We start from the raw sequence: 22,968 nt of genomic DNA on the forward strand, positions 1-22,968 counted from the left end.
CATGGAAAAGAAAAAAACAAATACAAAATTTATTATTATCCTAGTGGTATTGGTCGTATTAGGAGGAGGATATGGAAGTTACAAATACATTCACTCACTAGCACATGAGCAAACAGATGACGCTCAAATTGAGAAAAACATGAACCCGATTATTCCAAGAGTATCAGGCTATGTAAACAAAGTATATATTAAGGATAACGATTTTGTAAAAAAAGGTGATACCTTATTTACAATAGATAAAAAAGATTACCAATTAAAAATTGCTGAAGCTACAGCGGCTCTAGCTGCTGCCGAAGGAAACTTTGAAGTTTCAAGAGCAGACATTAGTAGTGCTCTTGCAAGTGTTTCTGCATCAGATGCCAATGTGCAATCTGCAAGCGGAAATATCGAAAGTGCTAAAATTAGATTGGCACAAATAACGAGTGATTATAATCGTTACAGTAATTTATATAAAAGTCATACGATTACTAAACAACAGTACGAACAAGCGTCTACAGCGAAACAAGAAGCAGAAAACCAAGTTCATATTTTGCAACAGCAACAAAAAGCTAGTGCGTATCAAAAATCAGTTATTATAGCAAAATCTAAAGCTTCAGATAAATTAACTGAAGTGGCTGCTGCCAATATCAAAAGAGCACAAGCTTTACTAGATGCTGCAAAATTAAATATTTCATATACTGTTATTACAGCAGCAATTGATGGGCAAGTATCAAAAATTGATATTCAACCAGGACAATTAGTACAACCAGGACAATCGTTATTTTATATTATCAACAACCAAGAAGCTTGGGTAATTGCTAATTTCAAAGAAACACAATTGAACAAAATGGTAATGGGACAAAAAGTAACCTTAAAAGTAGATGCGTATCCAGATTACAATTTTCAAGGAACGATTACTTCTTTTTCACCTGCTACAGGATCTCGATTCTCTATTTTACCTCCAGACAATGCTACAGGTAACTTTGTAAAAACAATTCAAAGATTACCCGTAAAAATAAGTTTAGATGCTTCAAACGATGCTGAAAAAATAAAATTATTACGACCAGGGATGAATGTTGATGTTGACGTACATGTAAAATAAAATGACAGGAACTGAAGACGATTTAGTAGAATATGGCTTTAGAAGAGTAATCATTACGATAACAGCAGTGCTTTGTGCGCTGTTGGAGATTGTAGATACTACTATTGTCAACGTAGCTTTGACCAACATGAGGGGAAGCCTTGGCGCCACATTAACTGATGTAGCTTGGGTAATTACCGCATACGCCATTGCAAACGTTATTGTTATTCCGATGACGAGCTGGCTTTCACAACAATTTGGAAGACGTAATTATTTTGTGGTTTCCATTATTATTTTTACAACTGCATCTTTTTTATGTGGAAACGCCACTAATATTTGGGAACTTATAGCTTTTCGATTTATACAAGGACTTGGTGGTGGAGCTTTATTAGTTACGGCGCAAACCATTATAACCGAAAGTTATCCGATGGCTAAACGTGGAATGGCGCAAGCTATTTACGGAATGGGTGTAATTGTTGGGCCTACACTTGGCCCGCCATTAGGAGGTTATTTGGTAGATAATTTTTCTTGGCCTTATATTTTTTATATCAATATACCGCTTGGAATTATAGCTGCTATTTTAGCTTTTACTTTTGTAAGAAGTCCAAAATATGGTGAAAAGCTAAAAGCAAGTCAAGTCGATTGGTGGGGAATTGTACTTTTATCGGCTTTCATTGGTTCTTTACAATTTGTCTTAGAACACGGTCAGCAAGACGATTGGTTTAATAATACTACAATCACTGCGCTTAGTGTGGTATCGGTTTTTGGTTTGGTATTGTTTATCTGGAGAGAATTGACTTATAAATATCCAATTGTTAATCTAAGTGTTTTAAAGGACGGAAACTTAAGAATTGGAACAATCATGTGTTTTATTCTTGGATTCGGACTTTATGGATCTACTTTAATTATCCCGATTTATACGCAATCTGTTCTAGGGTGGACTGCTACTGATGCAGGATTGTTGCTTATTCCAGGTTCTATTACTACTGCTTTTATGATGCCAATTGTTGGTCGATTGATTCAAAAAGGGGTTCCGCAAGGATATATGGTTGGAGTTGGATTCTTAATTTTCTTTTTCTTTACCTTAATGATGTATAATAATATGACACCAGACACCGGTACTGAACATTTATATTGGCCTTTAATTTTAAGAGGAATTGGATTGGGTTTACTTTTTGTACCAATAACCACTTTATCCCTTTCTACCTTAAAAGGAAAACATATTGGAGAAGGTGCTGCTTTTACAGGTATGATGAGACAACTTGGAGGTTCTTTTGGTATTGCTATCATTACCACTTTTATTACAAGATTCAGTCAGAAGCATCGTGTAGATTTAATCTCTAATCTTGACGGAACTAAACTTGAAGTACAAGAAAAGATTGCCTTATTACAAAAAGGGTTTATGTCTAAGGGTTTTAGTACTAACGAGGCTCTGAAAAAAGCCTATCAAGTAATCGATTATTCGGTATTAAAGCAAAGTACCGTTTTGGCTTACATGGATATTTTTCTCTACTTAGGTATTATGTTCCTTTGTTGTATTCCAATTATCTTTTTTATTAAAAAAGGAAAAAACAAAATCAATCCTGCAGATGCAATGCACTAATTTGATTTTAATAAAAAACGCCGAAATCATTATGATTTCGGCGTTTTTATTTTTATTTTAAATTATTAACGAGTAAAAACAAGCTGATTTTCTTTTGACAAATTAGCATCATATTGATAGCCATCATAATTAAATCCTTTCAAATCCTCAATGGTTTCCGCATTGGTATCAATAATATAACGCACCATCATTCCCCTAGCCTTTTTGGCAAAAAAACTAATTATTTTTAATTTACCATTTTTATAATCTTTGAACTCTGGAGTGATTACTGGAACTTTTAAAGCTTTGACATCAATAGCTGAAAAATATTCATTGCTCGCTAAATTAACAAATAATTCCCCTTCCTGAAGTTCTTTATTTAATGCTTTTGTGATGATTGGTTTCCAAAAATGATATAAATTTTGACTCTGATCAATAGCTAATTTTGTTCCCATTTCTAAACGATACGCTTGCATTAAGTCTAGTGGTTTTAGCAAACCGTATAAACCAGAAAGAATCCTTAAACGATCTTGTAAAGTATCTAATTTATCTAAAGGAATCGAAAAAGCATCTAATCCCGTATAAACATCTCCATCAAAAGTATAAATCGCTGGACGTGCATTTGCTGTAGTAAAAGGTGTTTTCCAGTCTTGATTTCTTTTCCAATTTAAGTCTGCTAATTTATCAGAAATGCTCATTAAACTTGATAATTCAGCAGGTTTTTTATCTTTTAAAATTTTATGAACCTCTCTCGATTCCTTTAAAAAAGACGGTTCTGTATGTTGTGCAGTTGGTAATTCCTTTTCGAAATTTAAAGATTTAGCTGGCGATATAACAATTTTCATATACTCTACTTTTAGTTCTTTTTATTGATTCTATAAAAGTAGTGATAGAAATTAATAAATAGAAACTAATCAAATTGATTTTTATAATAAGACCATAGATTTATTAAGTGCAAACTGGCTTTATTTGCTTATTTTTGAGTTTAAATAAATTTTAATTTTCTGCATAAATGAATCCAATTGAAATCCGATTAGCAACAATAATTGATTTAGAAATCCTGCGAAAATTAAGTATTCAAACATTTACAGAAACCTTTGAATCGGTTAACACCGCTGAAAATCTTGCAAACTATATTGAAAAAAGTTTTAACACAAAGCAATTATCAACAGAGATACTTAATGTTAATTCTGCGTTTTATATTGCTTACTCTAACGAGGAACCTATCGGTTATATAAAAATAAATAGTAATGAAGCCCAAACGGAACCTATTGATATTAATGCTTTAGAAATACATAGAATTTATGTACTAAACCCTTTTTATGGTAAAAGCATTGGACAATTATTACTCCAAAAAGCGATCGATATTGCACGAAATAATAACAGCTCAATGATTTGGTTGGGTGTGTGGGAAGAAAACAAAAGAGCACTTCAATTTTATAACAAACATGGTTTTGTAATCTTTGATAAACATATTTTTAGATTAGGAAACGACGAACAGACTGATTTATTAATGAAGATTAAAATTCAATAAAAAAAGCTTTGAAGAGTTCTTGATAATTTAAAATTTTCTTATTTCGAATCGAGATGAACTAGATTTAATGTATTTTTGTGGAAAGATTATCAAAAAACATGAAACAAGATGTGATTATCATTGGAGCGGGATTAGCAGGACTTTCTGCAGCTGTACATTTACACCGTCAAGGACTAAAAGTATTAATTATAGAAACTACAGAGCGAGCAGGAGGAAGAATAAAAACTGACTCCCATGAAGGTTTTCTTTTCGATCGAGGTTTTCAGGTTCTTTTGACTGCCTATCCAGAGTCAAAATCATTGCTCAATTATAAGGATTTAAATTTAAAAAAAATGTTACCTGGTGCGACTGTACTTTATGATAATGGTCAATTTGAGATTGCAGATCCTTTCCGAAGACCGTCAGCGGCCTTCGCTACTCTTTTTGCTCCTGTTGGTACATTAAAAGATAAAATAAAGACACTTTGGCTAAAAAATAAATTACAAAAATTAACTATAGAAGAAATTTTTCAACAGCCAGAACAAACGACTCGAAAGCAATTATCAGACTATGGGTTTAGCAACAAAATGATTGATCGTTTTTATGGTCCTTTCCTATCTGGAATTTTCTTAGAAAACAAGTTACAAACCTCGAGTAGAATGTTTGATTTCGTGATGAAAATGTTTTCTGATGGCGATGTAGCAGTTCCCGCTTTAGGAATGGAAGAAATTCCAAAACAATTAGTTGCAATGCTTCCTGAAAATAGTATTCGTTACGACACACAAGTAATTGAAATAAATGAAAATAGTGTCATCACTTCCGATGGAACTGTTTTTGAAGCCAATCAAATTCTTTTGGCTACCAACGCTAATCCATTAAGTCAAAAATTTTTTCCTAAACAAAAAATGACTTCACATCAAGTAACTACTATCTATTTTGAAGCTGATAAAGCGCCTACTAATAAAGCCGTAGTAATTCTTAATGCCTCAACTAATAAAAAATGGGTAAATAATTTGACTATAATGTCAAATGTTGCTGAAACCTATGCTCCAAAAGGGAAAGTGCTTATTTCTGTTTCTTACAACGGAATTCCACCTCTTGATGATTCTACTCTTGCCGAAAACATGAAACAAGAACTGAAAAGATGGTACGGTGAAAAAGTAGATTCATGGAAAATGCTAAAAGCATATCGAATTGAATATGCATTGCCAAGTCAGGAAAGTGTACGAAATGACATCAAGAGTTCTGAAATTAAAATCTCAGATACGCTATATATTTGTGGAGATAATTTGCTAAACGGTTCTATTAATGCCGCCTTAAAAACTGGAAGATTAGCAGCGGAAGCCATTACACGATAATTTTTTATTTTAAAACTGATATCCAAAAAGTAAAACTTCACCTGTTCTAATGATATAAAAAAGAGGATAAAGAAGGTGAAGTAATATTTTTTAATTAATCCGTTGCCACCTTATAAGTAGGGTCCTCGATAATGTTTACTTCAATTATTTGATCTGCATTTTTTAATAAGGTTTTGCAATCTGCACTCAAATGTTGCAAATGCACTTTTTTATTTAGCTTCGCATATTTTTCGGTAATTTTATTAACGGCATCAATCGCGCTCATATCTGTAATTTTACTTTCTTTAAAATCAATTATTACTTCATTTGGGTCATTAGAAACGTCAAATTTTTCTAGAAAAGCAGTTGTAGAAGCAAAAAACAAAGGACCATATATTTCATAATGCTTCACGCCTTTTTCATCGATATATTTCTTAGCACGAATTCTTTTAGCACTTTCCCAAGCAAATACCAATGCAGAAATTATCACTCCAATCAAAACCGCTAGAGCTAAATTGTGAAGTAAAATAGTTATTACGGCAACTGTTATTCCAACAAAAATATCATGTTTGGGCATTTTATTGATGATTCTAAAACTTGCCCATTCAAAAGTGCCAATCGCTACCATAATCATAACGCCAACTAAGGCTGCCATTGGCAATCGCTCAATTACAGGAGCACCAAATAAAATAATTAGCAAAATTGTTAATGCTGCTACAATTCCAGACAAGCGGGCCCGAGATCCTGCCGAAAGATTCACCAACGTTTGGGCAATCATTGGACATCCGCCCATACCAAAGAAAAATCCATTTAGAATATTAGAACTTCCTTGTGCTATACATTCTCTATTACCATTCCCTTTTGTCTCCGTAATTTCATCTACTAAAGTTAAAGTTAAAAGTCCTTCTGTCAGTCCTACACAAGCCATGATTAAAGCATAGGGAAATATAATTTGTAGCATTTCTAAATCTAAAGGTATATTGGGAATGTGGAACGGCGGAAAACCACCACTTATAGAAGCAATATCTTTGACAGTTTTGGTTTCGATTCCAAAGAAAAATACTAAAGCAAATAAAACTATAATTGCCACTAATGACGGCGGAATTGCTTTAGTTATTTTAGGAAAAAACACAATGATTGCAATAGTAAGAGCTACTAATCCGGACATGATTAGCAAAGTAGTTCCGGAAAGCCATTCTACTTGACCGTTAACTACTTTCTTGAATTGTTCTAACTGTGACATAAAAATGACAACGGCCAAACCGTTTACAAATCCAAACATTACAGGTTGTGGTACCAAACGTATAAATTTTCCTAATTTAAAAATACCAACTAAAATTTGCAAAACCCCTGCTAATACCACAGCTGCAAATACATATTCTAATCCGTTTGATTTCATTAAAGCAATTAAGACAATTACGGTAGCTCCTGCTCCTCCAGAAATCATTCCAGGTCTTCCTCCAAAAACAGCTGTTACTAAACCTGCAATAAAAGCGGCATATAAACCCATTAAAGGGGGGAAACCAGCTAATATTGCAAATGAAAGTGATTCTGGAATCATTGTCATAGCAACTGTTAAGCCTGCTAAAATCTCGGTTCTAAAATTGATTTTTTGTGAAAAATCAAATAAATTAAATACTTTTTTCATAAATAGTAAGTGATTCTGGCTATACTGGAACAAACAGAAATGATTTCAAAACAAATAAAATTTCTGAAAAAGAAGCTGTTGAATTTAACTACTATAAATTAAAGTAGGTTCTGAGTGGAGCGTTTATTTTTGGAAGAGCAAAAATAAAACTTTTAAAACCGTTCTCCAAACACCTAGTATATATATTAAATTTTCCTGTTAAGATTAAATTATACTATTTACCCTAATAGTTTAGCCTATAAATTTTTAAAATCAATCAAAAATATTCATCTTTGACAAATTTTATTTTTTAGACAACTACATCTCTTTACTGAGGAAGTTTTTTGAAAATAGTAACCTAAAGCACTATGAAATCTCTATATACATTGTTATTCATTTTAATAATAAACACTATCTGTGCGCAAGCCACTAGTGATTATTTTGAAAAAATAAGAGATAATGAAGCGGCATTGACCGCTTTTTTTTCACAAATGCCAAAAGGCGGTGATTTACATCATCATTTTTCAGGTTCCATATATGCTGAGCCCTTATTGGAACATGCAATACAAGATGATTTTTATTTGAATACAGAAACCATGGATGTATTAAAAGAAAAACCAGCAACTGGAAACTGGCAGCAATTCTCCTCTTTAATAAAAAATGGAACGATTGATAGTTACAAGCAAAAAATTATGCAAAAGTGGTCTGTAAAAGACTATAATTTTGTGGATTATCCTTCAGATAAACTATTTTTTGAATCTTTCATGAAGTTTGAACCAGCAATTCAAGGAAATTTTGGTCAAGGATTATTAGAATTAAAAAAAAGAGCACTCTCTGAAAATGTAAGTTATATTGAAACTCAATTATCTACAATTCCTACACAAATCAACACCAATGATTTAACAAAATTCAATCTGAGATTGCGAAAATTAGCAGTTGTAAAAGACGAAAACACAATTCTAAAATCACTGGACTCTCTCTACAACACTTTATTGAAAAAAGGAGCAGAAGCGGATGCGAAAAATTTTAATAATAACTTTGTTGCTCCATTACACAAAGATTTAAAAATGGATGACTCGCAATTTACCATGCGTTATCAGAATTTTGTATTGCGTTTTATGGAACCTGTTGATTTGTTTAAAAATTTAGTAATTGCCTTTATTTCTGCAGATACAAGCCCACTTATGGCTGGTGTAAATATAGTTTCCCCTGAAGACGGTGAAACTTCAATGAAGGATTATTGGTTGCATATGGTGATGTTTAAGTACTGTCATTCTAAATATCCAAACGTAAAATATACGATGCATGCTGGTGAACTTACCCTAGGTTTGGTTCAGCCCGAAGAACTTACTTGGCATATTGGAGCGGCAGTTTATACCGCAGGAGCCAATCGAATTGGACACGGTGTTGCGATGGCTTATGAAAAAGACTCCTACAACTTACTGCGTTATATGGCAAAGAAATCAATTCCCATAGAAATTAACTTAGTGAGTAATGAGTTTATTTTAAAAGTTAAAGAAAGTAGACATCCTTTGACATTGTATAAAGAATTTGGGGTTCCTATTGTAATAAGCACTGATGATGCAGGTATTCTGCGTACGAATATGACAGAGCAATATGTGTTATTAGCCAAAAGATATAAAGATGTTTCCTATGCCGATATAAAACAGTTTGTTTACAACAGTATTACCTACAGTTTTATAAAAGAGGAAAAAGTAAAAAAAGAATTAAAAGCTGATTTAGAACGTCGTTTTAAAACATTCGAAGCTTATTTCCCATTACAATAATAGGGCTACTTCAATATCTTTTCAAATCAAAAAGAGCTTACTTATAGTTAATACTATTTGTAAGCTCTTTTTGGGAACATTTATATAATTGCAAAATAATTATTTTTGTAATAAAAGTCGTTTTACTCTCACCGATAATTCATTTGGAATAAACGGTTTAGTCACAAAGTCATCCGCTCCTAGCTCAAAAGCTTCTAAAACCGTTTTTTCTAATCCTACTGCTGAGAGCATAATTATCGGAATGTTCAAATTTAGTTCCACTTTAACCTTCTTAACAATATCTAAACCACTAATGTGAGGCATCATAATATCCGAAATAATTAAATCTGGATTTTCAGAAACAATTTTGTCTAAAGCGATTTGACCATTTCCACATAAAATAACACGATAGCCTTCTTTAAGCATTTTAAATTCCATCGCTTTAAGCGTCATTTCATCATCATCAGCAATTAATATTGTTTTCATAGCGCAGTTCTTTTTGGTGAATTATAGTAAGGAAATCGATAGTTTATTTTTTATTTTAATCAAATCAAATGTTGTTTAAGGCTTTAAAATTCTTCGATTAACTCTAATTGTTTAATTGCCAATCTACAAATTTCATTCAAATTAACAACTTCTTCTTTTCTTAGGTCTCCTAAAGGATTTGTTAGCATTTCGTTTTCGATAATAGCAACGCTCTCCGAAGCCTTTGTGATACCCAATAAACTTAGAGAAGATTTCAGTTTGTGAATTTCGTCATTTAACACTTTTATGTCATCATTTTGGTTAGAATCTAAAATTGCATCTAATGTTTGTGGTGTATTATTTAAAAAAAGAGCCACCATGTTTTTTATAAAAGCGAAATCTCCCTCCGCTAAATCTTTTAAATATTTAAAATCAAATAGATTTTCCGAAGTGATTTCTGGGTTCTTATAAACTTTTAAAACAGAAGATTGAACCTTAGATGACTTCAAATTTTGATTTAATTTAGATAATAAAACCTCAAAATCATAGGGTTTCGATAGATAATCATTCATACCATTATCAATGCATTTTCGCTCCTCACCTACTGTTGCATGCGCTGTCAGGGCAATTATAGGGGTGTTGGCTTTGACTCCCATGTGCGTTCTAATATAATTTGTAAGTTCAATACCATCCATCTCTGGCATTTGAATATCCATTAAAATAATATCATAATTATTATTAGTAATCTTTTCGATGGCAATTTTTCCGTTAGCAGCTACATCAATTTCTTTATCCCATTTTTTAAATACTTTAATGGCAAGCAATTGGTTCAGTTCATTGTCCTCAACTAAAAGAATTTTGATGTTTTTAAGAAACTCTGGTGATACTTTTTTATGATTTAAATCATTAGTAATACCAATTGTGTCTTGTGCCTTTTTATAGTGTAACGAAAAGGAGAATTCACTTCCTTTTGAAATGTCACTTTCAACTGTAATTTTACCACCTTGCAACTCAACCAGTTTCCGAGTTATGGTAAGTCCAAGTCCTGTTCCTCCGTATTTACGAGTTGTTTCATTAGATGCTTGATTAAAACTCTCAAAAATAGAATCGATTTTATCTTCCGGAATTCCTATTCCAGTATCAATTACAGAAAATTTTAACAAACAGTCTGTTGCAGTTTGCTGAAGTTCAGTAACAATTAATTCTACAAAACCTTTTTCTGTAAATTTTAAAGCGTTACCCACTAAATTCAATAAAATTTGTAAAAGTTTTGTTGGATCTCCAATTAAATTATCATTTATATTTGAATCAATATCGTATAATAACTTTATTTTTTTTTCTTTGGCATTAGAGATTAGTAACTCAATCACAGAAACAACTGTTTTTGATAAAGAAAAATTCACTTCTTCAAAAGTCATTTTATTGGCTTCAATTTTAGAAAAATCAAGAATATCATTAATAATAACCATCAAATTTTGACCTGCTTTTTTAATGGCTTCTACACTTTGCTTTTGGTCATTATCTAATTTAGTGTTTTCTAAAACTTTAGAAAAACCAATGATACCGTTCATAGGAGTTCTAATTTCGTGACTCATATTAGTCAAAAACTGCTCTTTTATGACAACAGCTTCTTCGGCAAGTTCTTTCGCTTTTATCAGCTCCGCTTCAGTTCGTTTTTGTTCGCTAATATCCTGAATAGTTCCTAAAATCTTATAAGGCTTGTCTTTTTCATCATTTAAACATTTGATAAATTGATTGATATATTTTATATTTCCTTTTTTAGTAGTGATGCTATGATGAAATTGTACTTCTTTATTCTTTCTCTTAACTATATTAAGATTTTTTTCAAAAAGGGCTAAATCTTTCGGATTCGTAAAACAGGAATTAATAAATTCTATCGTAGGAGAATTATCTTTTTCAACTTCAAAAATGGTAAAGAATTCTTCAGAAAAAAACAATTCATTGTTGCTTAAGTTCACTTCCCAAGTTCCAATTTTAGCTAATTTTTGTGCTTCTAAAAGTCGGTTTGAATTTACTTTGAGTTCTAGTTCGGTAATTTTTCTAAGCTTTAAACTCTCATGTAATTTAATTGCATTTCTAATGCTTTGTGATACTCCATCTGGAGTCAATAAAGTTTTCGGAATATAATCTGATGCTCCGCTTAAAATGGCTTGACTGGCCACTTTTTCGTCTCCTTGAGAAGTTACGAAAATTACAGGTGTTTCAATTTCCAGATCTCTAATTTTTTTCAAAAAGGAAATTCCGTCTGTATCTGGCATCATATAATCTAAAAAAATAAGATCATATTGTAAAGACAGGATAAGCACCAATCCTTCTTTTGCAGAAAAAACGGTATCAACGTCAGCTATAATTCCAGATTGCGCTATGGAACGGCTGATGGTTATGGAATCGATTTTATCATCGTCCATTATTAATATTTTTAAAACAACTGCCATAGTGGTGAATTATTTAACTTAGAATTCAATCATATTCCAATAGTCATTTAGTACTGAAAAGCAGTAATATAATTCCTGACTTTGAAACGAAGTGGGAATATAACCTGCAATATTCAATTTCAAAACTGCTGCTTTATTTGTTTCTTGAGCAGCATCTGTGATTACAAAAACTAAAATTGATTTTAAATCGGGATGGTTCCGAATGGTATTTAATAAAAGTATGCCTTCCTCTTTTGTTCTATTTACATCAATGAGAAGAATTTTAGGAATTGGATTTAATTTAGAAAAACCTTCTAGCATAGACCATGCATCAATGGTATTGGTGGCAGAATATAAAGTAGGTCTTGTTTCATTTTCTGAAAAAAAACCTTTTATATTTTCTATAATAGTTACTCTATCTTCGACCAATAAGATACTGAAATTCCCCATAAAAAATGAATTAGAACTTTTACATTTCACATAACTGCCAAAAGTTTTTAAGAGTTGCTACTGAAGTCAGAAATTTCTCAAAAGATAATGGTTTAAGAATGTATCCTGCAACATTCAAATTGTATGCGTTAATTTTGTCGGTATCTTCGTTTGAAGTAGTCATAACAAAAACGGATATGTTTTTAAGTTTTTCTTTTTCTCTCATAATTTTAAGAAATTCAATTCCATTCATTTTTGGCATATTGATGTCTAAAATTATGATTTTTGGAAGCGGAATTATTTGATTTTCTAGCATTTCTAAAGCTTCAATACCGTTTCCAGCAACAAAAAGAGGGTTCATTATATTGTTCTTAGAGAATGCTCTTTTTACATTCATCACATCTACTTCATCGTCTTCGACTAGCAAGATATTCACCAATTTTTGGTTCATAAATTTAATTTTTTAAGATTATATTCTTGGGCCAATTTAACGTAAAAATTGAACCATTACTGATTCCCGCAGTGTATCTCAATTTACCTCCAACTAATTTTAAAATTTTACAACTAATTGCTAATCCCGCTCCTGTTGTATTGACAACATCTTTAGAATTTACAGTGTAAAAAATAGAAAATATTTTAGGAACTACTTCTTCGGGAATTCCTGGTCCGTTGTCGGTAATTTCTATAGTAAATTCGTCATCACTTTCTAAAATAGTTACCCTGATTTTTATCTGCTCTTTGTCATTAAATCGTACTGCATTGTCTAATAAACCAAGTATGACTTTTTGGAACTTTGCACCTAAGGTAATGAAGTTTTCAGTAACAATTGTAGTGTCTAAAGTAAATTCTACATGGTTATTACGGTACAAATCAAAACAACTAGACATCATTTTAGGGATATTAACGCAATAAAATTCTAATTCTGCTCGTTCCACACGAGAGAGCTCTAACAACCCATTCATCATATTTTCTAATCGATTTACTCTATTTTTAAGTAATTCGAAATTACTGGTTACATCTTGTGTGAGCCCATTGGATAAATCTTCTTCTATCCAAGTGGCAATATTAGCTATTGCTCTCATGGGCGATTTTATATCGTGAGAAACGATATATACAAAATCATCAAATTCTTTTTTTAAAGCAGCCAATTCCTCTTGGCAATCTTGTTGCGATTTCTCCATTTTTATTTATTTAGGAACTGTAAAAATAAAACTACATCCCTCATTCTCTTTAGATTCAATACGTATGGATCCGCCTTTTTCTTCAATAATTTTCTTTACGATAGATAATCCTACTCCTGTACTTTCTTTTACATCGCGGGCTACAATAGTTTGAAAAACTTTAAAAACTTTATTATGGTAATCCTCTGCAATACCTGGCCCATTATCTTTTACCGTAAATTGATGAAAATCTGGTAATGATTCATAGTAACATTCAATTATTCCTATGGGTTTGTTATTGTATTTAACAGCATTACTAATTAAATTACTAAAAACCTGTTCCAACAGTATTCGCTCAGACAGTATGGTAGGGAAATTTTGGCCAATTATAACTTCAAAATCGAGCTTTGGAACCATAATATCAATAATCTGATCGAGCATCAAGGTCATATCTATTGTTTCTTTTTCAATTGCAACGCGGCCAATACGAGAATATTCTAAAACACCGTTAATTAAATTTTCCATTCGCAAGACTCTTCCACGTAGTAAATCAAAATTAGAACTTACTTCTTCCGGCATTGATGGCATGTCTTCAACAATCCATTCGGCAAGATTATTAATAGCTCTTAAAGGCGCTTTCAGGTCATGAGAAACTACGTAAGCAAACTCATCAAGTTCTCTATTCTTTTTTTCTAAATCTGCTAATGCGTTGTTTAAACTTTCTTCGGCTATTTTTTGATCGGTAATATCAGTACTAATCGAAACGTATTGGTAGGGTTTATTATTTTCACCTAAAAAAGGAACAATTGTCATTTTCTCCCAATAGGATAAACCATCTTTTGATGAGTTTTTAATTTCACCTTTCCAGACCTTCCCTTTTATTATAGTGTTTAAGATCTCCTTGTCTAAAGAACCGGTTATAGTACTTTGATCTTTTCCTATCAATTCTTCTTTTGTATATTGAGAAATTGAACAAAAATTATCATTTACATACGTAAGCATTCCTTTTTTATCTGATATAGAAACAATTGCAGATTCGTCTAAAGCTGCTCTAATATCGTTGATTTCTTTCGACTTTAATATGATTTTTTGTTCGGCAATTGTTATTTCTGTTATATCTTGAACGATCCCTTTTATCTCAATTACTTCATCGTTATCATTTGTAAAAGGTTGACCAATTTCTAGAATATGCTTAATACTTTGATCAGGAAGTACAATTCTATATTTTATTTTAAAGTTCTTTCCCGTTTTTAAGGCGATTTCTGAAGTCTTGTTTAATAATTCTAAATCATCTTTATGAATTCTGCTTCTATAACTTTCAAAAAGTTGTCCTGAAGGCTGTCTTTCTAACTCAAATATTCGATAATGACCATCTGACCAAATAAGGTCATTAGTAATTAAATCAAATTTCCAACTTCCAATTTTAGCAATGTTCTGAGATTCATCTAATAAATTATTACTATCAATTAATTTTTGCTCAACTGCTTTTTCTTTAGTCATGTTTCGAGCAATACAGTAAAGGTTTCCAGTAGCTGGATCGGGAGACGTATTCCAACTTAGAGTAACATATTGTCCGTTTTTGCAACGAAAACGATTTTCAAAACTGATTGTTAACTCCCCTTTTGACAGTTTTTCTACTTGATTTAGTGTAGAAGGCAAATCATCTATATGTACAAAATTGGTAAAAGGAACGCCTTCTAACTCCTCTTTAGAAAAGCCTAAAACAGTTGTAAAAGCAGGATTTACTTTGTAAAACAATCCGTTTACATTTGCAATACAGACCAAATCTTTAGACAAATCTATAAAATTCTGAAGTTCTTTTTGAGATTCAAGAAAATCAAAATGTTTGATTCGAGAGTCTAACAAAGTGACCACTTGATTGGATAATAATTGCAAAGCCTTTTTTTGCTGTTCCGTAAGCACTCTTGCTTTAGTATCAATGACACACAAGGATCCCATATTAAGACCATTTTTGGTTCGTAACGGTGATCCGGCGTAAAAACGAATATTAGGGTTTCCTGTAACTAAAGGATTTTTTGCAAACAAATCATTTTCTAAAGCATTTGGAACTTCAAAAATGTCATCACCCATAATTGTATATTGACAAAAAGAGATATTCCTGGAGGTTTCGCTAACGTCAATACCGACACTTGATTTAAACCATTGTCTTTCTTCATCTATTAAACTAACTAAAGCAATAGGTGTATCACAAATATATGAGGCTAATTGAGTAATTGAATCGTATTCTACTTCTGATAAAGTATCCAAAATTGAATACTTTTTGAGTTCTTTTAATCTTTCAACTTCATTGGCTGGTATAGGATTTATTTTCATTCAATAGTAATTTATATCTTAATATAGGAGAAAGGAATAAGAACAGCACTAGATTCCGTAAAGTAACGTAAAGTCAAATTGGTGAAGTCAATTTTATAGTTAAAATGCTTTCTACAAAAATAAAATTATTTTTGAATTAAGATGCTTTTAATACCATTATATTAAGTGTTTATAAAAATTATAAATTAGAAATACTGAATTTTTAATTTGTAAAAAGCTAAAAATAAAGACCGGAAATGATAGAAACTCGATACTCTTTTTTCTAGAATAAAAAGATATTTACCTGATTTCTAATCCTCATTGTGCAGATTAAATTTATGTTTTTAGTTTATTAATTCAATTTTAAGTACTACACAATTCTAAGAGTAAAACCTAAAAGCTCGATCTCAAAACTTTAATACGGAAATTTGTTTGAGCTACTTTACGCACTAAAAAGAAGTACAATAAAATAAATTCGCCTGTTTTTACATCAAAAAAATGATTAAATTTGGTTTTGTACTTCTACTACTCCTTTTTTTGTACGACAACAAAATCAACTAAACAAAAACAAAATGGCATTCATTGACTATTATAAGGTACTTGAAGTGGATAAAAAGGCAACTGAAAGCGAAATAAAAAAGGCTTATCGTAAACTTGCTCGAAAATACCATCCTGATTTAAACCCTAACGACAAAGAAGCCGAAAGGAAGTTTAAAGAATTAAATGAAGCAAATGAAGTATTAAGCCATCCCGAAAATCGTAAAAAATATGATTCGTATGGTGAAAACTGGCAAAACGGGGAACAGTTTGAAAAATCAAGACAACAACAGCAATACCAAGGCAATAGCCAACAAGGAGGATTTTCTGATAGTGGTGATTTTTCTGATTTTTTCGAATCAATGTTTGGCGGAAGATCTGCTGGTGGCGGTCGCCGAAATACACCCTATAAAGGACAAGATTTTAGTACTGAACTTCGACTTGATCTAAAAGATGTTTACACCACAAACAAAAGAACTTTAACGATAAATGGAAAAAACATCCGAATTACAATTCCAGCAGGAGTCGAAAACGGACAGCAAATAAAAATAAGTGGCTTAGGTGGCGAAGGCTCCAACAATGGTCCAAAAGGTGACTTATTTATCACTTTTTCTATAGAAAACCATACTGATTTTAAAAGAGATAAAAATAATCTTTATGCCAATGTTGCTTTAGACTTATACACTGCCGTATTAGGAGGAGAAATTACTGCAGCTACTTTTGAAGGAAAAGTAAAACTGACGGTAAAACCCGGAACTCAAAATGGGACTCAAGTAAAATTGAAAGGAAAAGGATTTCCTGTATATAAAAAAGAGGGAGAGTTTGGTGACTTGTATCTTACGTATCAAATAAAAATTCCTGAAAAACTCTCAGAAAAAGAAAAGGAATTATTTACAGAACTAGCTAAAATGCAAACCTTATGAATCTAGAAAAACTAATTCCGATAACAGAATTGTGCTCTCATTATAAAGTTGAAATATCCTTTTTTACGAATCTTAACGAAATGGGATTAGTCTCAATAAAAACAATCGAAACTACTTCATATATAGAATCGGATGCTATATATGAAATAGAAAAGATGATACGCATGCATCAAGAATTGGCTGTAAACACAGAAGGAATTGATGTTGTTTTTAATCTTTTACAAAAAATAGACAACCTGCAAAAGGAGCTAGTTTCCGTTAAAAACAGATTGCGTCTTTACGAAAGTTAATACTTGATTTGGCAACTCTTTTTTAAATCTTTTGCAAGGCATCCATAAGACTATCAATATCTTCTTTTGTATTGAAATGACTAAAAGAAATACGCAAACTTGGTTTCTTTAAATCTTCTTCAGAAAGGATTTCTACTAAAACATGAGAGGGTTTGATACTTCCTGATTGACAGGCGCTGCCTCTAGAAACTGCAATTCCTTTCATGTCTAAATGAAATAAAATCATCGCTGTTTTGTCTTCAGAAAAAGGCAATAGAACATTTAAAATCGTATAAAAACCGTTTGTTCCTCCATTAATTTTACACGTAGGAAATGCAGTTTTTAGTTTTGAAATCAGCTCTGTTTTTAATTCTAAAATATGAATTTTATCCTCTTCTAGATTGCTATAGGAAAGTTCTAATGCTTTTGCCATTCCAGCAATTTGATGTAAAGCTTCCGTTCCTGCACGCAATCCTTTTTCTTGCTCACCACCAAAAAATAGAGGTTGTAAACCTGAGTTTTTACGAACAAATGCGAAACCAACACCTTTAGGTCCATGAAATTTATGAGCACTTGCTACAATAAAATCAACTGTTGTTTTTTGTAAATCGATAATAGTTTTCCCTACAGATTGAACCGTATCAGAATGAAATAAAGCATCATGTACCTTACAAATGATTGCCACTCTTTCTAGATCTAAAATAGTTCCTGTCTCATTATTTACATGCATTAAGCTAACTAATGTTTTCTTTTCTTGTGAAAGTAATTCTACTAAATGTGTCAAATCAATTTCACCATTTGGTTTTATAGCAACATAATCAATTTGAATTCCAAATTCTTTTTCTAAAACTAATGCGGTATATAAAACGGCATGATGCTCCATTTTACTGGTAATAATACGCGTTACTTTTAAATCTTTAACCGCAGAACGAAGAATCCAATTATTAGCTTCTGTACCGCAAGAAGTAAAAATAATTTCTTGTGCAGTGGCATTCAAATTTTGAGCAATAGACTTTCTAGAAAGCTCTAAAATACTTTTAGAAGTACGACCAAAACTATGAGTAGAAGAAGGATTTCCATAATCCTCAGTCAAAACATGAGTCATTTCCTGAATTACTTCGGGACGCAATGCTGTAGTAGAAGCGTTATCGAGATATATTTTTTTCATTTTTCTGAAGTATAAATTATTTTGAACATTACATTTTTGAAGATAAAGCATTCTTTCTTTTAGAAAACAAAGCTCTTTCATTAAAAACAACAATTGAAACTAAAATTAAAGAATAAGCAAACAACTGAAGCGAAGTTACTTGTTCATCATAATAGAAAATGGCTACTAAAAACGTTATTATTGGATTAATATAAAGCATAATCCCAACTGCTGAAGAGTTTATCCCTTTGAGTGCATACAAGTTTAGAAACAACGGAATAATCGTAAAAAACACAACTACAAAAAACATACAACCATAAAACAAAGGTTCTGTGGGAACCGGTCCACTATATTTTGGATAAAATGGCAGTAAAACAACTGCAGTAAAAACAAGCTGAATAGTTAGAACAAGAAACTTATCCATCTCACTATTTTTCCTTTGACTAACCAAATAAGAGGCGTATGTTGCTGCTACAATAAGACTATAAAAAATATCTCTAAAATAATTAAAGGAAAGCAATATGCAGCTTGTAAAGCTAATCATTACAGCAACCCATTGCCATTTAGTAAGTTGTTCTTTTAAAATAAAATAAGCAAAAACAGTTGTTAATATAGGGCAAACTAGATACGCTAAAGAAGCAGCCTTAACGCTAATGTGATTAACCACATAGATAAAAACAAACCAATTTAGAATAAGAAAAATTGCGCCTCCAAGGGTCAAGGAAACAATACTTCTTTTTTGTTTAGAAGAGCTATTTTTAAAATGGTTCCAATCTTTGCGAATCACATTTTTTCTAAAAATAAGGTTAATCAAAACCATTGTAATAACGCTAAAAAACACACGGTAAAATAGTATATCTAAAGACGGATAATTGTGTAAAGGTTTTAAAGCAAAACTAAAAAAACCCCAGATAAAAAAAGCTAAAAAAGCAGCTGAGTAATATTTATTAAGTCTCATAGACGATATTAAATTCGCGCAAATATACGATTTTCATTCTGCTTTATAATAGCATAATTCAATTTGAAATCTTAAATGTACCTAGTATTTTTAGTAATAATCTATAATTAATCAAGGCATAACTTAGATCATATAGGCTATTTTTAAACAGGAATGTATTTCGAACAAATTAAAATTCTATTTTTGTTACAAATATTATAAAAATGAAAAAAATCCTAAGTTTATTGGTTTTCACATTAGTCTTAAACAGCTGTGATGATGGAGATTTAACACAAGAAAACATCAGTTTTGATGCTGTTGAAGTTCAAAAATGTACTACGAATCAGTTACTTTATAAATTAAAAGATAACGAATCCTTAATTTTTGAGGCTACTAAAATTGTTTTTCCTACTGAAACAAGTTCTCAAACACTTTTAATTAGTGATACCAATCGTCTTATTTATCGGTTGTATAATGATAAATTAACGTCTTCAACGATTTGCGAATTGATTCCTCCGGCTACACCAATTGTAACAGATCAATGGACTGCTACTGGTGGACAAATAGTGATTAATAGCACTGCAAAAAAAATAGTAAACACAACGGATAACAGTTCGAAAATCACAGGATACAATCACAATATAACTTTTAGAAATGTTACTTTTAGCAAAGCAAACGGCAAACAAGTATATGAAACTTTCCCTTTTGGAGACTATGTTATAAGCGCTACAGCTTTACCATTGGCCTTCACTAAAGTGCTTAAACAATGCTCTAGTTCGAAACAAGTTTATGATAAAAATAGTAGCGAAGCGCTAATTCTTGACATAGATCCTAGCTTAATTGTGAATACAGCTACACCACTAAACACCCCAAGAATTGGTTTGATAAGTGATACAAAAAACAAACTTACCTACCGATTATTCTCTGGATTATTGACCGATGATTATTTTTGCAACAATGCTTTTCCAGCAAACCCACCTGTTCTTGAAGAGTGGATTGCAGTCGCTGGAGTTGCAAATACTAGCGGAAGTATCGAAGTAACAACTACGGTTTTTGGCAACGGTTTTAAGCATACTTTGGTTATCAAAAAAGCAAAATTAAAGAAAGGAAATAGTGATTTTCTATTAGGCGATAATTTCATTTATGGAGAATTATTGACTACTAATTAATGCTATAAAATTGACTAAAAATACGCTAATAAAAAGTACTATTTTAAAATTAAAAAAAGGTTCAATTTTAAGAGAATTTTCAATTTGAAATTCTCTTAAAATCGAACCTTTTTTATTTGGCTTCCGAATCAGAAAAACATTTTACATTGCACTCTGTTTTATAAAAACCTCCGTAGCTCCTTGTCCATATTTTTGATAATTACCTTCTGCAAAAGCAATATTATCATATCGTCCTAACAAGAAATCCAGCTCTGCTTTTAGAATGCCTTCGCCCACACCATGTATAAAAACAATCTTCGGAATTCTATTTCTAATCGCAAATTCGATGTGGCGTTTAGCTGTTTCTGTTTGTAAAGTTAGGATATCATAATTTGACATTCCGCGTTTGTTTGGTACTAATTTTTCGATGTGTAAATCAAACTCTGGAGCAGGAATTTCGTGTCTAGATTTTTTCTCTTTGACAAAACTTCGTGCTTTTGGAATTTCTTTTTCCTTTGAAATCTCACTTACATTTATTCTTCTAATAGAATCTAGTAAGTTACTGGAATCGTTTATTTTAAGTAATTCATTGACAAAAAATGTCATCACGAATCCGTCCTCTGTTTCTATCGTAACTTGGTTCTCCTTGACTGACAACACTACTCCATCCATGGCTTCATCAAGCACAGAAACTTTATCTCCTTTACTAAACATTTTCGTCTTCTTTATCTTGATTTTTACTAGGTGTTTTGGCACTTAACTTCATCATACCAATCATAAAAACTACAATTGCAACAACCATAATGTACACGTTTTTTTCGGCACTCGCCTGTTGGTACAAGGCAACAATTATTGCAACAATCATTATGGGGATTATAAACTTTTTCATCTTTTAAATTATCAGATTCCAAAAGTAATGAATTTAAAATTGCCTATTTATTATTTGAGCCGTTAGTTATTTTTTTGTAAAATTGTAAAAATCAAAACCATTGGATTTAGAAAAATATATGTTCCCTTGTTTAAGTAAAACACTCTTTGGAATAGAGTGTTTGGGCTGTGGTTTTCAACGTAGTTTTTTACTGCTTTTAGAAGGTGATTTTATAGAATCTTTTAAGATGTATCCTGCTCTGCTAACTACCCTTTTTTTTCTAGCAATTTTAGGTTTAAATTTTATTGACACCAACAGAAACTATAAAAAATTAATCGTAGTTTCTGCTGTACTAAATGGCGCTTTTATGGTTGGCGGTTATTTTTTTAAACACTATTAAAAGTGTTTCCTTTTTACTTTTTTTTGAACTGAAAAAAATTATTTTATTCTGGATAAAATATCATTCATCATTTCAATTTGTACTTTTTGAATCTCAATTAATTCTTCTTGTTGATGCATAATCAAATGATCTAATTTTTCATGAAGCATTCTGATTTCGAGTTCCGATTTTAAATTAATCATATAATCTTTCTTTGCTCTTTCCCTGTCTTTTTCTTCCTGACGATTTTGGCTCATCATAATTACTGGAGCTTGTAATGCAGCCAAACATGACAAGATTAAATTCAGTAAAATAAATGGATAGGGATCAAATCCTTTATCTACCAAAAGATAAATATTTGCCATTATCCACAACAGGATAAAAACACCAAACATGATGATAAATTTCCAACTTCCTCCAAACGCAGCTACACTATCTGCGACCTTCTGTCCAAAAGTTCGATCACCTACTTCGTCTTCTACACTACTCACTAATGAAACATCTTTTTTTAGGGATCCAATAACTTTATTTTCTAAATTAGAAAGTTCTCCAATTTCTACCGCTAAATAATTAGAGATGTATTTCTCACGATACATATTGAGTTCTGAAACCGATAGAAATTTATTTTCATCAAATTCTGGAAAGTCAGTCTGAATTAATGCAAAAATTGGATCTCGTACCGCTTTGCCAGAAATCTTATCATCAATTGGAAATTCCTTCTTTGAGACATCACTTATAAAAGTCAAATTATTTTTCATGAAATTGTATTTAATTGCTAATTTAGAAAAAGATCGATTAAATATACTTTTTCATATTGTAAAGTTTTTGAGGTTTCTAAAAATATCTTTTGATGAAAAATTTTTACTTTTTATAAAAACTTCAAAATCTCTAAATAACCGCATTACGATATATCGACAAAGTTCAATATCTTTGATTTTCTTTATAAAATTTACACAATGCCATTCAATTCTAAATACATCCTTTTATATCTTGGTTGTTGCTGTTTATAACAGTTTTACTTTACAAATATTATTCATAAAACAATTAGCACTATCCTCTTCACTATTTGGTGG

General features: G+C 31.4%; 22 protein-coding genes. 9 read left to right on the top strand and 13 right to left on the bottom strand.

Translation table 11 applies throughout. The features are described from left to right. Window position 1 precedes the first annotated feature (1 nt). Both H2650_RS14270 and H2650_RS14275 read left to right on the top strand, forming a co-directional pair. A complete protein-coding gene (locus H2650_RS14270) occupies window positions 2-1,081 on the top strand; it encodes an HlyD family secretion protein (RefSeq protein ID WP_188051498.1) in 1,080 nt (359 codons plus the stop codon). A gap of 1 nt (window position 1,082) precedes the next feature. After that, window positions 1,083-2,663, top strand: a complete 1,581-nt coding sequence (locus tag H2650_RS14275; RefSeq protein ID WP_188051499.1) for an MDR family MFS transporter — start codon at window positions 1,083-1,085, stop codon at window positions 2,661-2,663. Between the two features lie 65 nt (window positions 2,664-2,728). Here H2650_RS14275 and yaaA read toward each other — a convergent pair whose 3' ends face one another. Further along, window positions 2,729-3,487 carry a peroxide stress protein YaaA gene (gene yaaA, locus H2650_RS14280; protein ID WP_188051500.1) on the bottom strand — a complete coding sequence of 253 codons (759 nt, stop codon included), beginning with the start codon at window positions 3,485-3,487 and terminating at the stop codon, window positions 2,729-2,731. Window positions 3,488-3,654: 167 nt separating this feature from the next. Here yaaA and H2650_RS14285 point away from each other — a divergent pair, with 167 nt between their 5' ends. Together H2650_RS14285 and H2650_RS14290 are read left to right on the top strand one after the other, a co-directional pair. Next, window positions 3,655-4,176: a GNAT family N-acetyltransferase gene (locus tag H2650_RS14285; RefSeq protein WP_188051501.1), complete on the top strand. Its 522-nt coding sequence runs from the start codon at window positions 3,655-3,657 to the stop codon at window positions 4,174-4,176. Window positions 4,177-4,253: 77 nt separating this feature from the next. Then, window positions 4,254-5,513 carry an NAD(P)/FAD-dependent oxidoreductase gene (locus H2650_RS14290; protein WP_188051502.1) on the top strand — a complete coding sequence of 420 codons (1,260 nt, stop codon included), beginning with the start codon at window positions 4,254-4,256 and terminating at the stop codon, window positions 5,511-5,513. Window positions 5,514-5,607: 94 nt separating this feature from the next. On the opposite strand, the gene H2650_RS14295 is transcribed toward H2650_RS14290, so the two are convergent. Continuing rightward, window positions 5,608-7,140 carry a SulP family inorganic anion transporter gene (locus tag H2650_RS14295; RefSeq protein WP_188051503.1) on the bottom strand — a complete coding sequence of 511 codons (1,533 nt, stop codon included), beginning with the start codon at window positions 7,138-7,140 and terminating at the stop codon, window positions 5,608-5,610. Between the two features lie 347 nt (window positions 7,141-7,487). Between H2650_RS14295 and H2650_RS14300 the strand changes: the two genes are divergently transcribed. Beyond that, on the top strand, window positions 7,488-8,906 hold the full coding sequence (locus tag H2650_RS14300; protein WP_188051504.1) for an adenosine deaminase: 1,419 nt from the start codon (window positions 7,488-7,490) through the stop codon (window positions 8,904-8,906). A gap of 99 nt (window positions 8,907-9,005) precedes the next feature. On the opposite strand, the gene H2650_RS14305 is transcribed toward H2650_RS14300, so the two are convergent. The 6 genes from H2650_RS14305 to H2650_RS14330 all read right to left on the bottom strand — a co-directional run bounded on the left by H2650_RS14305 (window position 9,006) and on the right by H2650_RS14330 (window position 15,708). After that, window positions 9,006-9,371 carry a response regulator transcription factor gene (locus H2650_RS14305; protein WP_188051505.1) on the bottom strand — a complete coding sequence of 122 codons (366 nt, stop codon included), beginning with the start codon at window positions 9,369-9,371 and terminating at the stop codon, window positions 9,006-9,008. Window positions 9,372-9,454: 83 nt separating this feature from the next. Further along, entirely contained in the window at window positions 9,455-11,779 is a 2,325-nt protein-coding gene (locus H2650_RS14310; protein ID WP_255462920.1) for a response regulator, read from the bottom strand. 45 nt (window positions 11,780-11,824) lie between these two features. Further along, complete coding sequence (locus H2650_RS14315) at window positions 11,825-12,235, bottom strand: response regulator (RefSeq protein ID WP_188051507.1); 411 nt, start codon at window positions 12,233-12,235, stop codon at window positions 11,825-11,827. 19 nt (window positions 12,236-12,254) lie between these two features. Next, entirely contained in the window at window positions 12,255-12,665 is a 411-nt protein-coding gene (locus tag H2650_RS14320) for a response regulator (protein ID WP_188051508.1), read from the bottom strand. Between the two features lie 4 nt (window positions 12,666-12,669). Beyond that, entirely contained in the window at window positions 12,670-13,395 is a 726-nt protein-coding gene (locus H2650_RS14325; RefSeq protein WP_188051509.1) for an ATP-binding protein, read from the bottom strand. A gap of 6 nt (window positions 13,396-13,401) precedes the next feature. Then, window positions 13,402-15,708: a PAS domain-containing protein gene (locus tag H2650_RS14330; RefSeq protein ID WP_188051510.1), complete on the bottom strand. Its 2,307-nt coding sequence runs from the start codon at window positions 15,706-15,708 to the stop codon at window positions 13,402-13,404. Window positions 15,709-16,259: 551 nt separating this feature from the next. Here H2650_RS14330 and H2650_RS14335 point away from each other — a divergent pair. Together H2650_RS14335 and H2650_RS14340 are read left to right on the top strand one after the other, a co-directional pair. After that, a complete protein-coding gene (locus H2650_RS14335; protein WP_188051511.1) occupies window positions 16,260-17,147 on the top strand; it encodes a DnaJ C-terminal domain-containing protein in 888 nt (295 codons plus the stop codon). Beyond that, window positions 17,144-17,437 carry a chaperone modulator CbpM gene (locus H2650_RS14340; protein ID WP_188051512.1) on the top strand — a complete coding sequence of 98 codons (294 nt, stop codon included), beginning with the start codon at window positions 17,144-17,146 and terminating at the stop codon, window positions 17,435-17,437. Before H2650_RS14335 ends, H2650_RS14340 begins: the two co-directional genes overlap by 4 nt. A gap of 22 nt (window positions 17,438-17,459) precedes the next feature. On the opposite strand, the gene H2650_RS14345 is transcribed toward H2650_RS14340, so the two are convergent. Together H2650_RS14345 and H2650_RS14350 are read right to left on the bottom strand one after the other, a co-directional pair. Next, window positions 17,460-18,584, bottom strand: coding sequence for a cysteine desulfurase family protein (locus H2650_RS14345; RefSeq protein WP_188051513.1), 1,125 nt, complete (start codon window positions 18,582-18,584; stop codon window positions 17,460-17,462). Between the two features lie 28 nt (window positions 18,585-18,612). Next, on the bottom strand, window positions 18,613-19,521 hold the full coding sequence (locus H2650_RS14350; RefSeq protein WP_188051514.1) for an EamA family transporter: 909 nt from the start codon (window positions 19,519-19,521) through the stop codon (window positions 18,613-18,615). Between the two features lie 203 nt (window positions 19,522-19,724). Between H2650_RS14350 and H2650_RS14355 the strand changes: the two genes are divergently transcribed. After that, complete coding sequence (locus tag H2650_RS14355) at window positions 19,725-20,669, top strand: hypothetical protein (protein ID WP_188051515.1); 945 nt, start codon at window positions 19,725-19,727, stop codon at window positions 20,667-20,669. A 141-nt stretch (window positions 20,670-20,810) separates the two neighbouring features. Here H2650_RS14355 and H2650_RS14360 read toward each other — a convergent pair whose 3' ends face one another. After that, window positions 20,811-21,362, bottom strand: a complete 552-nt coding sequence (locus H2650_RS14360) for a Smr/MutS family protein (protein ID WP_188051516.1) — start codon at window positions 21,360-21,362, stop codon at window positions 20,811-20,813. Then, window positions 21,355-21,537, bottom strand: coding sequence for a hypothetical protein (locus tag H2650_RS14365; RefSeq protein WP_188051517.1), 183 nt, complete (start codon window positions 21,535-21,537; stop codon window positions 21,355-21,357). Before H2650_RS14365 ends, H2650_RS14360 begins: the two co-directional genes overlap by 8 nt. A 100-nt stretch (window positions 21,538-21,637) precedes the next feature. Between H2650_RS14365 and H2650_RS14370 the strand changes: the two genes are divergently transcribed. Next, a complete protein-coding gene (locus tag H2650_RS14370) occupies window positions 21,638-21,916 on the top strand; it encodes a DUF2752 domain-containing protein (protein ID WP_188051518.1) in 279 nt (92 codons plus the stop codon). Window positions 21,917-21,954: 38 nt separating this feature from the next. Here H2650_RS14370 and H2650_RS14375 read toward each other — a convergent pair whose 3' ends face one another. Beyond that, window positions 21,955-22,653, bottom strand: a complete 699-nt coding sequence (locus H2650_RS14375; RefSeq protein ID WP_188051519.1) for a DUF1003 domain-containing protein — start codon at window positions 22,651-22,653, stop codon at window positions 21,955-21,957. Window positions 22,654-22,968 lie beyond the last annotated feature (315 nt).

The organism is Flavobacterium sp. GP15 (genome assembly GCF_014281985.1).
GTDB classification, from domain to species: domain Bacteria; phylum Bacteroidota; class Bacteroidia; order Flavobacteriales; family Flavobacteriaceae; genus Flavobacterium; species Flavobacterium pygoscelis.